Source organism: Kitasatospora sp. NPDC001603 (genome assembly GCF_040298365.1).
Taxonomy (GTDB): Bacteria; Actinomycetota; Actinomycetes; order Streptomycetales; family Streptomycetaceae; genus Kitasatospora.
In genome coordinates, this window is sequence record NZ_JBEPAA010000050.1 from 1 (window position 1) to 12401 (window position 12401).

At 75.7% G+C, this 12401-nt stretch carries 10 protein-coding genes; 2 read left to right on the forward strand and 8 right to left on the reverse strand.

Annotation, left to right across the window (positions count from 1 at the left end; all coding sequences use genetic code 11):
• Positions 1-42: 42 nt before the first annotated feature.
• From ABT263_RS26815 to ABT263_RS26845, 7 genes are all read right to left on the reverse strand, one after another.
• On the reverse strand, positions 43-915 hold the full coding sequence (locus ABT263_RS26815; RefSeq protein ID WP_352294108.1) for a glycosyltransferase family 2 protein: 873 nt from the start codon (positions 913-915) through the stop codon (positions 43-45).
• Positions 915-2285: a lipopolysaccharide biosynthesis protein gene (locus ABT263_RS26820; protein ID WP_352294110.1), complete on the reverse strand. Its 1371-nt coding sequence runs from the start codon at positions 2283-2285 to the stop codon at positions 915-917. The genes ABT263_RS26815 and ABT263_RS26820 overlap by 1 nt, the downstream gene beginning before the upstream one ends.
• On the reverse strand, positions 2285-3577 hold the full coding sequence (locus tag ABT263_RS26825) for a glycosyltransferase family 2 protein (RefSeq protein WP_352294112.1): 1293 nt from the start codon (positions 3575-3577) through the stop codon (positions 2285-2287). Before ABT263_RS26825 ends, ABT263_RS26820 begins: the two co-directional genes overlap by 1 nt.
• Positions 3574-4896 (reverse strand): glycosyltransferase family 2 protein, encoded by a 1323-nt coding sequence (locus ABT263_RS26830; protein WP_352294114.1) that lies wholly within the window; start codon positions 4894-4896, stop codon positions 3574-3576. Before ABT263_RS26830 ends, ABT263_RS26825 begins: the two co-directional genes overlap by 4 nt.
• The gene (locus tag ABT263_RS26835; protein ID WP_352294116.1) at positions 4893-5765 is read right to left on the reverse strand and encodes a glycosyltransferase family 2 protein; all 873 of its coding nucleotides are present in this window, start codon (positions 5763-5765) and stop codon (positions 4893-4895) included. Before ABT263_RS26835 ends, ABT263_RS26830 begins: the two co-directional genes overlap by 4 nt.
• A gap of 410 nt (positions 5766-6175) precedes the next feature.
• The gene (locus ABT263_RS26840; protein ID WP_329490672.1) at positions 6176-8287 is read right to left on the reverse strand and encodes a putative bifunctional diguanylate cyclase/phosphodiesterase; all 2112 of its coding nucleotides are present in this window, start codon (positions 8285-8287) and stop codon (positions 6176-6178) included.
• Positions 8284-9090, reverse strand: coding sequence for an SAM-dependent methyltransferase (locus tag ABT263_RS26845; protein ID WP_352294118.1), 807 nt, complete (start codon positions 9088-9090; stop codon positions 8284-8286). The genes ABT263_RS26840 and ABT263_RS26845 overlap by 4 nt, the downstream gene beginning before the upstream one ends.
• A gap of 163 nt (positions 9091-9253) precedes the next feature.
• Between ABT263_RS26845 and ABT263_RS26850 the strand changes: the two genes are divergently transcribed.
• Positions 9254-11035, forward strand: a complete 1782-nt coding sequence (locus ABT263_RS26850) for a glycoside hydrolase family 15 protein (RefSeq protein ID WP_329490670.1) — start codon at positions 9254-9256, stop codon at positions 11033-11035.
• Between the two features lie 75 nt (positions 11036-11110).
• Positions 11111-11602: an SRPBCC family protein gene (locus ABT263_RS26855; protein WP_352294120.1), complete on the forward strand. Its 492-nt coding sequence runs from the start codon at positions 11111-11113 to the stop codon at positions 11600-11602.
• A gap of 3 nt (positions 11603-11605) precedes the next feature.
• Here the strand turns inward: ABT263_RS26855 and ABT263_RS26860 are convergent, their stop codons facing one another.
• Positions 11606-12223 (reverse strand): antibiotic biosynthesis monooxygenase, encoded by a 618-nt coding sequence (locus ABT263_RS26860; RefSeq protein WP_352294122.1) that lies wholly within the window; start codon positions 12221-12223, stop codon positions 11606-11608.
• Between the last annotated feature and the right edge of the window lie 178 nt (positions 12224-12401).

Here is a 12401-nt window from a genome sequence, read left to right on the forward strand (position 1 = left end):
AGACCATCCAGCCGCAGAGCAGCACCAGGACGGAGCCGGCGATCAGGAGCGCAGCCGCCGCCGGCCCAGCGCGCGGAGGATCGCGGCGGGCAGCGTGCGGCGCACGTAGCGGCGCTCGGTGGACAGCGCCGACCGGCTGCCCGCGTAGCGGGCGACGACGGCCTTGGAGCGGCCTTCCGCGTAGCAGCGGGAGCTGAAGTAGCGCCAGGTGGTGCGGGCCGGCGGGACGTGCTGGCGGACGACGGCGGCGGGCTCGTAGCGCAGCTCGGTGCCGGGGTGCCGGGCGGTGAGCCGCAGGCAGAGCTCGGTCTCCTCGCAGCCGAACGGGCTGGTGCCGATCCGGCCGAGGTCGCCGCGGAAGCCGCCGGCGGCGACCACCGCGGCCCGGCGGAAGGACATGTTGGCGCCGATGAAGTTGCGCACCGTGCCGGTGCTCCCGGCGGCCCCGGGGTAGGAGCAGCCGACCACCCAGTCGTACTCGGGCGGGAACCAGCCGGGCCGGCCGGTCTCCCACCAGGAGTCGACCCGGCCGCCGACGCCGAGCACCCGCGGGTCGCGGAAGCCGGCCAGCAGCCGTTCGGTCCAGTCGGGTTCGGCCACCGCGTCGTCGTCCAGGAAGGCGACCACCTCGCCGCGGGCGAGCGTGACCCCGGTGTTGCGGGCGCCGGAGACGCCCGGGCGTTCGGGGCTCTCGACCAGCCGCAGGCCGGGGCGGGCGGCCAGCCGGGCCGTCAGGGCGGGGCAGTGGTCGACCACCACGACGGTCTCGTCGGGCTGCCGGCGCTGGGCGCGGATCGAGTCGAGGGCGGCGCACAGGTCGTCCCAGCGGTCGAGGGTGTAACTGCAGACGACGACGGACAGGGTGGGCCCGGGGCCCGGTGCGGTGACGGGTCCGGCGTTCGGCACGGTGTTCATCACGATCTCCGATCGGACGACGGCAGCCAGCGCGGGAGGGCGACCAGCAGCGGGAGGGCGAGGACCGTCGCGGCGAGCAGCCACGCCAGCCCGACCCCGGTGAGGCCGAACACGGGCAGCAGTCCGGCGACGAGCGCGATCACGAGGACGGCGTAGACGAGTTGGAGCCCGATCATCCAGCCCAGGGCGCGGCGCACCCGGGCGACGTCGGTGGCCAGGCTCAGCACGACGGTGGGCAGGGCGGAGAGGGCCATCAGCCGCAGCACGGTGGTGCCGTGCTCGGCGTAGCCGGGCCCGAACAGGCGCAGCATCCAGGGGGCGAAGGCCACGATCACGGCCACCGCCGCGAGGACGAGCAGTCCGGTGTGCCACATCATCCGGCGGGCGTGTTCGGCGAGCCGTTCGGGTGCCCGGGCGGCCTCGACCACCAGCGAGCTGCCCATGCTGTAGGCGGCCATGTAGAGGCTGTCGGCGATCACCCAGGCGAGCGAGTAGTAGGCGTTCTGCTCCGCGCCGAGCACGGCAAGCACCATGAGCGGTACGACGCTGCAGGCGGCGATGCCGGAGATGTTGCCCAGGTAGTCCGCGACGGCGTAGCCGGCCACCCGCGGCGGGGCGGACGCGGTGGCGCCGGCCGCCCGCTGGTGGGCCGGGATCGCCCGGCGGAAGAGCACGACGTTGGTGAGCAGGACGGTGATGAGCAAGGCCGCCGCCCAGGAGACCAGGATCCCGGTGCCGACCGCGAGGACCGCGCAGACCGCCAGCGCGCCCGCCTTCGCCAGGGCGAACAGCGCGTTCTCGCCGAGCACCCAGCCGGTGCGCCGCAGTCCGGTCAGCGCGCCGTCCTGGAGGACGAAGAGCGAGTAGCCGGCCGTGACCACCACGAAGGCGACCGCCACCACCGGCTGCCGCAGGTAGCCGAGGCTCGGGGAGATCCACGGGATCAGCAGCAGGAAGAGCACCGCGGCGAACGCGCTGGCGGCGATGCTCGCCGCGTAGCAGCGGGCCACCAGCCGCCGGGTGTGCTGCCCGGCGCCGGGGATGAAGCGCACCAGGACGCTGCTGAGGTTGAACCGGCCGACCGCGGAGAGCAGCCCGGCGGCGGAGACGGCGGCGTAGCTGAGGCCGACCGTCTCGGCGCTGTACCAGCGGGTGGCGAACAGCCAGAAGATCGCGCCGAGCGCGGCCGCCACCATCGAACTCGCCAGCAGGATGTGGCCGTTGCGCAGCAGCGGTTCCCCGGCCAGCCGGGCCCGGCCGGCCCGGGCGCGGGCCCGCAGCAGGTCGCGGTAGGAGCACTGGCAGGGCAGCGGGCGCGGGCAGGAGCAGGGCCGGGCGGGCGCGGCCGAACGCGTGCTGAGCGACTGCATCACGACCAGTCCTCCGCCCGGAACCGGCGGTCCTGCCGCCGGCTGACCAGGTAGCTGAACGGTCCGCGCAGCAGGCCGCGCAGTTCGAGCCGGCCGAGCCGGGCCAGTCCCGGATCGCCGTCGCGCCCGCCCCGCCCGGGGCCGGCCGGGGCGGGCGCGACGGCCCGGCGCAGGGCGTACCGGGTGCCGGCCGGGAGGCGGCGCAGCAGCTCGGCCAGCAGGCCGGGGCGCTGCGAGACGGCGGCGGTCAGATAGGCGCCGAGGCCGGTGCCGAAGCCCTGGATCTGGGCGTCCAGCTCGGCCATGGTGCGCCGGTGGCGGTGCCAGACGACGGCGTCCGGCCGGTACGCGAGGGTGTGACCGGCGACCAGGACGCGCAGGAAGGCGAGCAGGTCCTCGCCGCCGCGGGTCGGCGTACCGGCGCCGGTCGCCGGGTCGAAGCCGCCGAGGTCGCGGATCACGGTGGTGCGGAAGGCCATGTTGGCGCCGGTGCCGAAGCGGCCGGCGGCGAAGGGGAAGAGCGGGTCGCGGCCGGCCGTGCGCGTCGACCAGTCCCGGGGGGCGAAGCCCTTGCCGAAGCCGCAGTACCGCTCGAAGACGGCCTGGGCCTCGGTGTCGAGTTCGGCGGGCACCACGAGACCGGTGACGCAGGAGACCCGGGGGTCGGCCCGGAAGGCCCCGGCGAGGGCGCTCACCCAGCCGGGGTCGGCCAGCGCGTCGTCGTCGGTGAAGGCCACGTACTCGCCCCGGGCGCCGGACAGGCCGCGGTTGCGGGCCCGGGCCAGGCCCGGCACCGGCTCGCGCAGGTACCGCAGCCGGTCCGGCCCGAGCGTGCGGATCAGGCGTTCGGTGGCGTCGTCCTCGGGGGCGTTGTCGACCACCAGGAACTCGGTGGCCGGGTAGTCGGTGCGCAGCAGTGCGCTCAGGCTGTCGCCGAGCAGGGTGGGCCGCCCGCGGGTGCAGACGATGACGCTGACCAGGGGTGCGCGGGCGCCGGGGGGCGGCGGGGCGGGGGCCGCCGGCCCGGTGTCGAGGTGGCGTTCGGCCGCCTCGACGAGCCGGCGGCGCAGCCGCCCGGCGTCCGGGCCGGCGTCCGGGCCCGCGCCACCGTCGGGACCTGGCCGGTCGGCGTCGACGGCGACCAGGCCGAGCGGTCGGCCGGCCCGGCGGACCAGGGCCACCACGGGCCCCTGCGGGCGGACCGGGGCCGTGAAGCCGGGCCGCCACGGCCCACCGGGCCGGTCGAGATCGAGTTCCACCACCTGGGCGGGCGCCCGCAGGACGGTGGTCATGACGCACCTCCGGTGCGCAGGCTCCGCTGGCGCCACACGCTGATCAGATAGCCGAACGGCCCGACCAGCAGCCCGCGGAACTCGCGGCGCCCCAGCCGCAGCAGCGCGGCCTCGCCCTCGGCCGGGCCGCAGCGGGCCCGGTGCCGGCGCACCCGCTGCCAGCGGCGCAGACCGGAGGGGACGCGCCGGACGAGCGTGGTGAGCAGCCCGGGCCGGTGGGCGACGGCGGCGGTCAGGTAGGCGCCGAAGCCGACGCCGAAGTTGAAGACCTGCCGGGTCAGCGCGTCGCCGGTGCGCGGGTGGCGGTGCCAGACGATGGCGTCCGGCTGGTAGGCGACGGTGTGGCCGGCGTCGAGCATCTGGAAGAAGGCCAGCAGTTCCTCGCCGCCGCGGGCGGGCGTACCGGCGCCGGTCGCCGGGTCGAAGCCGCCGATGCCGCGCAGCAGGGCGGTCCGGAAGGCCATGTTCGCCCCGGAGCCGAACCGGCCGACCGAGAACCGCATCAGCGGGTCGTCCGGGCGGTCGCGCAGCGACCAGTCGCGGGCCGCGAAGCCGCGGGAGTAGCCGCCGTACTGTTCGAGGGCGGCCTGGGCCGGGGTGTCGAGTTCGGCGGGCAGCACGAGGCCGGTGACGCAGCCGATCCGGTCGTCCGCGCCGAACGCCCCGGCCAGCGCGCCGACCCAGCCGGTGTCGATGATCAGGTCGTCGTCGGCGAACGCCACCACCTCGCCGTGCACCGCGGCCAGGCCGCGGTTGCGGGCCCGGGCCAGGCCCGGCACCGGCTCGCGCAGGTACCGGACGCGGTCCCGGTACCGCGTGGCGACGAGGCGTTCGGTGGCGTCGCTCCGCGGGGCGTTGTCGACCACCAGGACCTCCACGTGCGGATAGCCGGTCCGCAGGAGCGAGTCGAGGCAGCTCCGCAGCTGCTCGGTCCGGTCGCGCGTGCAGACCACCACGCTGACCGTGACCGGGCCCGCGGGCACCCGGGCGCGGCCGACCCGACCGGGACGCGCCGCGGGTGTCGCGGTGGACAGGGCGGGAACCGGGAGTTCCCGGTGGGCGACGTCGACCAGCGCCCGGCGCAGCGCGGCACTGTCGCCCGCTGTTCCGGTGGCCGTGACCAAGCCGAGCGGGTGTCCGTGCAGCCGCACCAACGCCAACACGCGGCCGACCGGGTCGGCGGTGCCGAGACCACCGGGCGAGCGCAGCTCGCTCGGATCGTCCAGGTCAAGGTCGACGACGCGGACGGGGGTGTAGAGCGAGTCGCGGGCGGCGGAGCGCGGGCAGGCAGCTGCGGTGCGCCGGTCGGAGCCATTCATCGTTGCTCCCCCGCGGAGGCTGCCGCCGAGGACCGGGCGCCGGGACGCTCGGTGATCAGGGTCCTCAGCACCCGGCGGCCGTCGGAGACGGCGTGCAGGTGGGATCGACCGCTGCGGCGGGGGAGTTCCAGGCTCGGCACCTCGGCCATCCGCAGTCCGGAGCGCAGCGCGTGCGCGATCATCTCGGCCTCGATCTCGAAGCCGGAGGAGCGCAGGTCGAGCGCGTCCAGGAAGGAGCGGCGGAAGGCGCAGTAGCCGTAGCACAAGTCGGTGAGGCTCGCGTCGTAGAGGCGGTTGACCACGGCGAGCAGCGCGCGGTTCCCGAAGGAGCGGACCTTGGTGAGGTCCAGCGAGCCGCCGCCGGCGATGCACCGGGAGCCCTTGACGAAGTCGAAGCCGTGGTCGAGGAAGTGGAGGAAGTGCGGGATCTCGCCGGGCCACATCGAGCCGTCGGCGTCCATCATGACGATGTACTCGCCACTGGCGGCGGCGAAGCCGGTGCGCAGCGCGTTGCCCTTGCCGGGCCCGCTCTGCTGGACGCTGCGGACGGTCGGCAGGCAGTGCCGGGCCATCGGGACGGTCGCGTCGTCGGAGGAGCCGTCGACCAGGATGACCTCGTCCACGCAGCGCGGGATCTGCTCGAACACCCAGGGGATGTTGCGGGCCTCGTTCTGGGCGGGGACGACCAGGGTGACGCTGTGCCGACTGGCGACGCCGTCCCCGGCCCGGCGCATCGGCCGACGGTCCGTGGCCCGGTCCTCGGCGCGGCGCATCGGCCGTCGGGGGGCGGCCCGGTCCTCGGCCCGGCGCTGCGGCCGGCCGTCGTGGTCCGGGGACGGAACGACGTGGGGGGGCAGGGTGGTGCTCATCGGGGGCGGCCTCTCGGAGGGAGGAGGCGGCGGGCGGCGCCGGGCACGGCGCGGCCCCTGTGACGGGGCGGGCCCGGTGCGCGACGCGGGGTGCGCGGGGCGGGGCCCCGGAGGGAAGTCCCCGGGGGGACTGCCGAAACGGTGGGGAGCGGCTAAGGGCGGCCCGGTCGGGGGTGCGCCGCCGGCTCCCGGGCGCCGAGGCGCCGGTCTGTCGAACTGGCCGAATGTGCTTCCCGCACCGGAGTGCGGGGTGTGCCAGGGCCTCATCGTGCCCAGGTGACCGCCGTCACGTCAAGTAGTTTGTCCGGATTTTGCCTGGTTCGACCGGGCGGATTTCACCTGGCCCGTCGGGCCGAGGCGCTCGCCCGGTCCGTCCGGCGGTGCCGGCGGCACCCGCCCGGGCCGGCCGGTCAGCCGACCGGCCGGCCGCCCGGCTCCTCGGCGATCCGGCGGGCGATCTCGGCCGGTCGCACCGGCCGCCCGAAGTGCCAGCCCTGCGCCCAGTCGCAGCCGATGCCGCGCAGCCGCTCGGCGTCCCGGAGGGTCTCCACGCCTTCGGCCGTGACCGTCAGGCCCAGCGCGTGCGACATCGACACCAGGCCGCTGACGATCCGCCAGCCGGTGGCCGCGTCCTTGGCCGGGTCGTGCAGGTCGCCGACGAAGGAGCCGGCGATCTTCAGCCCGGAGACCGGCAGGTCACGCAGGTAGGCGAGGTTGGACCAGCCGGTGCCGAAGTCGTCCACGGCGAGCGAGACGCCCTGGTCGACCAGCCCGTGCAGGGTGCGCAGCGCCTCGTCCTCCGGGCCGACCACGGTGGACTCGGTGATCTCCAGCTGGAGCCGGGCCGGGTCCAGCCCGGTGGAGTCGAGGATCCGGCCGAGATCGGTCACCAGTGCGGCGCTACGGGCCTGACGGACCGCCAGGTTGACGTTCAGCTGGGGCGCGTCGTCGCCGAACCGCTTGATCCAGTCGGCCGCCTGGCCGCAGGCCTGCTCCAGCACCCAGCGGCCGAGCGGCATGATCAGGCCGGTCTCCTCGGCGGTGGTGACGAACTCGTCCGGGCCCAGCACGCCCAGCTGCGGGTGGCGCCAGCGCACCAGCGCCTCGACGGCGGCGAGCCGGCCGTCGGCCAGCGCGTACAGGGGCTGGTAGTCGATGAAGAACTCGCCGCGGTCGAGGGCGGCCGGCATCCGGACCGAGACCGCGTAGCGGCTGACCGCGCGGGCGTTCTCCTTGGGGTCGAAGAGCGTCCAGCGGCCGCGGCCGGCCTCCTTCGCCCGGTATAGCGTCAGATCGGCGGCGCGGACCGCGGCGCCCGGCGTGGTGGTCGAGATGCGCCGCTCCAGCACGCCCACGCTGGCCCCGACGGCGAGCTTGTGATCGCCGATCAGGACCGGCCCGGCGAGCGCCTTCAGCACCGTCTTGGCGGCGGCGACGGCCTCCTGCTCGCCGCGGCAGTTCTCCAGCAGGACGACGAACTCGTCGCCGCCGAGGCGGGCCACCAGGTGGCCGAGGGGGGTGAGGGCGGCCTTCAGCCGGGCGGCGACAGCGGCCAGCAGCTGGTCACCGGTGTCGTGGCCGAGGCTGTCGTTGACCACCTTGAAGCCGTCGAGGTCGACGTAGCAGAGGCCGAAGCGGGCGCCCGGGTCCGGCTCCTCGAAGAGCTTCTCCAGCCGCTCGAAGAAGGCGGCCCGGTTGGGCAGTCCGGTCAGCGGGTCGTGGGTGGCCTGGTGGCGCAGCCGCTCCTGGAGCCGGTAGCGGTCGGTGATGTCCTCCAGCATGGCCACCTGGTACTGCGGCCGGCCGTCGTCGTCCCGGATCAGCGAGACCGTGAGGTGGGTCCAGACCACCTCGCCGTCGTGCCGGTAGTACGGCTTGTCGACCTGGAAGTAGTCCCGCTTGCCGCTGATCAGCTCCTCGTACGCCTCCCAGACGCCGGGGGTGTCCTCGGGGTGCACGAGGTCGCCGACCCGGCGGCCCCGCATGTCCTCCGGCGCGGCCCCGAACAGCTCCTGGAGCGCCTTGTTCACCGCGAGGATGTTGCCCTCGGTGTCGCCGATGCCGATGCCGATCGCCGCGCTCTCGAACAGCGCGCGGAACCGCGCCTCGGAGGCGCGCAGCGCCCGCTCGGCCTCCCGCCGGGCGCTGTCGGCGGCGGTCCGGATGGCCTCCTGCTCGCGCAGGGTCCGCTCGCGCAGGGCGGCCGCCCAGCCGGCCGCGAAGGCCCCGCAGAGCGCGGGCCCGCGGTCGTCGGCCGCGGGGTGCTCCTGGAGCAGTTCGAGGGCCCGGGCCAGCACCACCGGGTCGGTGAAGTGGGCGTCGACGAGTTCGGCGCCCGCCCGGGCGGCCAGCCCCGGGTCGAACGGCTCGCCCAGCTGGGCGCGGTGGAGCAGCGCGGCGGTCCGGGAGACCAGCCTGCCGAGCAGGCCGGGGTGGACCGCCGTGCCGTGGTCGCCGGAGAGCAGCCGCGCCCAGTCCTCGTGGAACCGATCGGCGCTGCCGGGTGCCGGCGCTTCGTTCACCGGCGGAACCCCACGCCCGCCATCCCGGTCATCCGCTCGGGGTGCCGGCCGACCGCCTCCGGCTGCTCGGGGCGCCACTCGGGGAGGTAGACCACACCGGGCTCGACCAGCTCGAACCCCGCGAACATCGCGGTGATCTGCTCGCGGGTGCGCATGGTCAGCGGGGTGGGCGTCATCCGGTACAGCTTCTGGTGGTCCTCGGCCTGGTCGGGCCGGCCCTCCAGGGAAGCGTGCGAGAGGATCAGCGCGCTGCCCGGCGGGAGCGCCTCGCGCAGCACCTCCAGCAGCTTCCACGGATCCTCGGAGTCGCTGACGAAGTGCATGACGGCGACCAGCAGCACGGCCACCGGCTCAGCGGGCGCGAGCAGCGCGGTCACCTCGGGGCGGCCCAGCAGGTCGTCGATGTCCCGGACGTCGGCCTGGACGACGGAGCAGCCCTCGTCCTCCGCCAGCAGCAGCCGGCTGTGCGCGACGGCGACCGGGTCGCGGTCGATGTACACCACCTCGGCCTCGGGGCGGATCGCCCGGGCGATCTCGTGCACGGTGCCGAAGGTCGGGATGCCGGAGCCGATGTCCAGGAAGCGGGTGATGCCCTGCTCGGCGGCGAACTGCACGCCGCGGCGCAGGAAGGCCCGGTTGGAGCGCATGATCTGCGGCAGCTCCGGCCAGAGCGCGATCGCCTGGCGGGCCATCTCCCGGTCCACCTCGAAGTTATGCGAACCGCCGAGGTAGTAGTCGTAGACCCGGGCGGCGTTCGGTTTGTCCAGGTCCGTACCTTCCGGTACCCAGTTCGGTCGCCGCATCCTCGGGACTCCTTCATTCCGGTTCCGGTGAACCAGTCGTCCCGTGGGACTGCTGGTTCTGATGAGACTACAAGCACACAAGATCCTCCTCTGCACGCCGAACGCGTGCAAGCGGAGTCGCCCCGTCCTGCCGAGGACGCGCCCCGGCCGGAGAATGGACCCGATGGCCGGACGGATCGAGGACTACGCCCTGATCGGCGACCTGCAGACCGCCGCGCTGGTCGGGCGGGACGGGTCGGTCGACTGGCTCTGCCTACCCCGGTTCGACTCCCCCAGCTGCTTCGCCGGCCTGCTCGGCGACCGGCAGCACGGCGCCTGGCGGCTCGCCCCGGCCGGCGGCGCGCGGTGCTCCGCGCGCCGCTACCGGGGCGACAGCCTCGTCCTGGAGAGCGACTGGCACACCGCCGACGGCACCGTCCGGGTGACCGACTTCATGCCCCAGCGCGGCCGGGGCGGGCAGCGCTCCCCGCAGCTGATCCGGATCGTGGAGGGCGTCGAGGGCAGCGTCCCGGTCCGCGGCGAGCTGCGGCTGCGGTTCAACTACGGCCGGATCGAGCCGTGGGTGCGCCGCACCGGCCGGCACCGGGTCGCCGTCGCCGGGCCCGACTCCGCCTGGCTGCGGGTGCCGCCCGAGGTCCACACCTACGGGGTGGACGGCGTCACCGTCTCCGACTTCACCGTCACCGCCGGCAGCCGGGTGCCCTTCGTCCTCACCTGGCAGCCCTCCCACCTGCCCACCTCCCCGCGCACCGACCCGGAGGAGGCCCTGCTCGCCACGCTGCGCGACTGGCAGCACTGGGCGGCCGGCTGCCGCTACCGGGGCGAGTGGCGGGAGGCCGTGCTGCGCTCGCTGCTCACCCTCAAGGCACTCGCCTACGCGCCCACCGGCGGGATCGTCGCCGCGCCCACCGCCGCACTGCCCGAGCGGATCGGCGGCACCCGCAACTGGGACTACCGCTTCTGCTGGCTGCGCGACTCCTCGATGACGCTCTCGGCGCTGCTCCGCGGCGGCTTCCGCGACGAGGCCGCCGCCTGGCGCCGCTGGCTGCTGCGCGCCATCGCCGGCGACCCGGGCGACCTGCAGACCGTCTACGGCGTCGCCGGGGAGCGCGTCCTCGGCGAGATCTCCGCCGACTGGCTGCCCGGCTACGAGGGCTCCCGGCCGGTCCGGTTCGGCAACGCCGCCGTCGACCAGCTCCAACTCGACGTCTACGGCGAGGTGGTGGACACCCTGCACCTGGCGCTGCTGGCCGGCCTGCCGATGGAGCGGCACGTCTGGACGCTGTTACGGACCCTGATGGCCTACCTGGAGCAGCACTGGCGCGAACCCGACGAGGGCCTCTGGGAGGTGCGCGGCGAGCGGCGCCACTTCGTCCACTCCAAGGTGATGTCCTGGGTCGCCGCCGACCGCGCGGTGCGGATGGCCGAGGCCACCGGGCTGCCCGCGCCGGTGGCCCGCTGGCGGGCGATGCGCGACGCCGTGCACGCCGACGTCTGCGAGCACGGCTACGACCGGCGGCGCGGCGTCTTCGTCCAGCACTACGGCGGGCAGGGCCTGGACGCGGCCACGCTGTTCGTCGTCAAGTGCGGCTTCCTGCCGCCGGACGACCCGCGCGTGGTCCGCACCGTGGACGCCGTCCGGGACGGCCTGGACCACGGCGGCCTCGTCCTGCGCTACCGGACGCACCGGCACACCGACGGCCTGCCCGGCGGCGAGGGCGCCTTCCTGGCCTGCTCGTTCTGGCTCGCCGACGCGCTCGTCGCCACCGGGCGGCGGGCCGAGGCCCGCGACCTGTTCGCCCGGGTGGTCGGGCTCGCCAACGACCTCGGCCTGCTCTCCGAGCAGTGGGACCCGCGCGCCCGCCGCCAACTCGGCAACACCCCGCAGGCGTTCACCCACGTCGCCCTGGTCAACACCGCCTTCGAACTGTCCGAGCCCGCCTAGGGCGCCCCCGGGGCCGGGGAACCGGTCAGCGGGGGTCCGCCCCCCGGGGCCGGGCGGACCCCCTAGAGTTCGGCCGTGGACCTCAACCACTACCGGTTCCGCGACGTGTGGCGGCTGGCCGCGCCGCCGGCCGCGGTGTACGCCGCGCTGGAGGACGTCCCGGGCTACCCCCTCTGGTGGCCCGAGATCCGCGCGGTGCGGCGGTTCGGCCCGGACGACGGCGAGGCGGTGGTGCGGGCGCTGCTGCCGTACCGGCTGGTGATCGGGCTGACCGTGGTGCGGCGCGACCCGGTGGCCGGCGTCCTGGAGGTCGCGATGCGGGGCGACCTGGTCGGCTGGTCCCGCTGGACGGTCGGGGCGGACGGCACCGGCGCCCGCGCCCTGTTCGAGGAGGACGCCCGGCCCGGGCGCCCGCTGCTCCGGCGCCTCGCCGTGCCGCTGCACCCGGTGTTCCGCGCCAACCACGCCGTCATGATGCGCCGCGGCCGCCGCGGCCTGGCCGCCCACCTGGCCCGCCGGGACCCGGGCGGCCGGCCGGGCGGCGCACCGGCCGACCGCCCGGCGTGACACCTAGACCCGGTCGGTGCGGCCGAACAGCCAGCCGCGCAGCAGCCGGGTGACCACCGGCAGGGCCGCGTACGTCATCAGCGCGCTGATCAGCGGTGCGGTGACCAGGGCGCGGACCGCCACCGGCAGGCCGGCCAGATGCGGGGTGAGCAGCAGCCCGGAGGTGACGGTGAGCGGCGCGATCGCCACCGTGGAGGCGACCGCCATCCGCCAGCGCACCGGCGGGCGGCCCTTCGCCGCCGACCGGGTGGTGGCGAACCAGCCCTCCATGCCGAGGATCTCGTGCCGGTGCACCTCGTGGTGGTGCCCGTCCGCCGCGGCGAAGCAGGCCGCCCGGGCCGGCGAGGCCTGCCAGGAACGGAACGCCCCGCCGTCACGGAAGTGCAGCAGCAGGTGCCAGGGGTCGTCCGGCCCGGCCGGGCGCAGCAGCCCGGTGCCGAGGTTGCCCTCGTGCCCGGCGGCCGCGGCGAGGATCCCCTTCGCCCACCGCTCGAACGCCTCCTCGTGGCCGGGCTCGACCCGCCGGGCCACGAACAGCGTGACCTCGTCGTCCGGCCCGCCCCGGTCCGCCGCCGGGGGCGCCGCCCGGCCCGCCCGTCCTCGCAGTCCCACCAGTCCCATCGGTCCCGCCCTTTCCGGGTCTCCCCGTGCGTCCCCGGTCGCAGCCGTCCCGCAGCGTAGGGCCCCGCCGGGCGGCCGCGCCCCTGCCGACCGCTCCTCGGGACGCGGGCCGGTGCCGGCGGCGGCCCGCCCGCGCCCTGGTGACCCGGCCCGCCCGGGCGGTTAGCGTGGCCCGGGA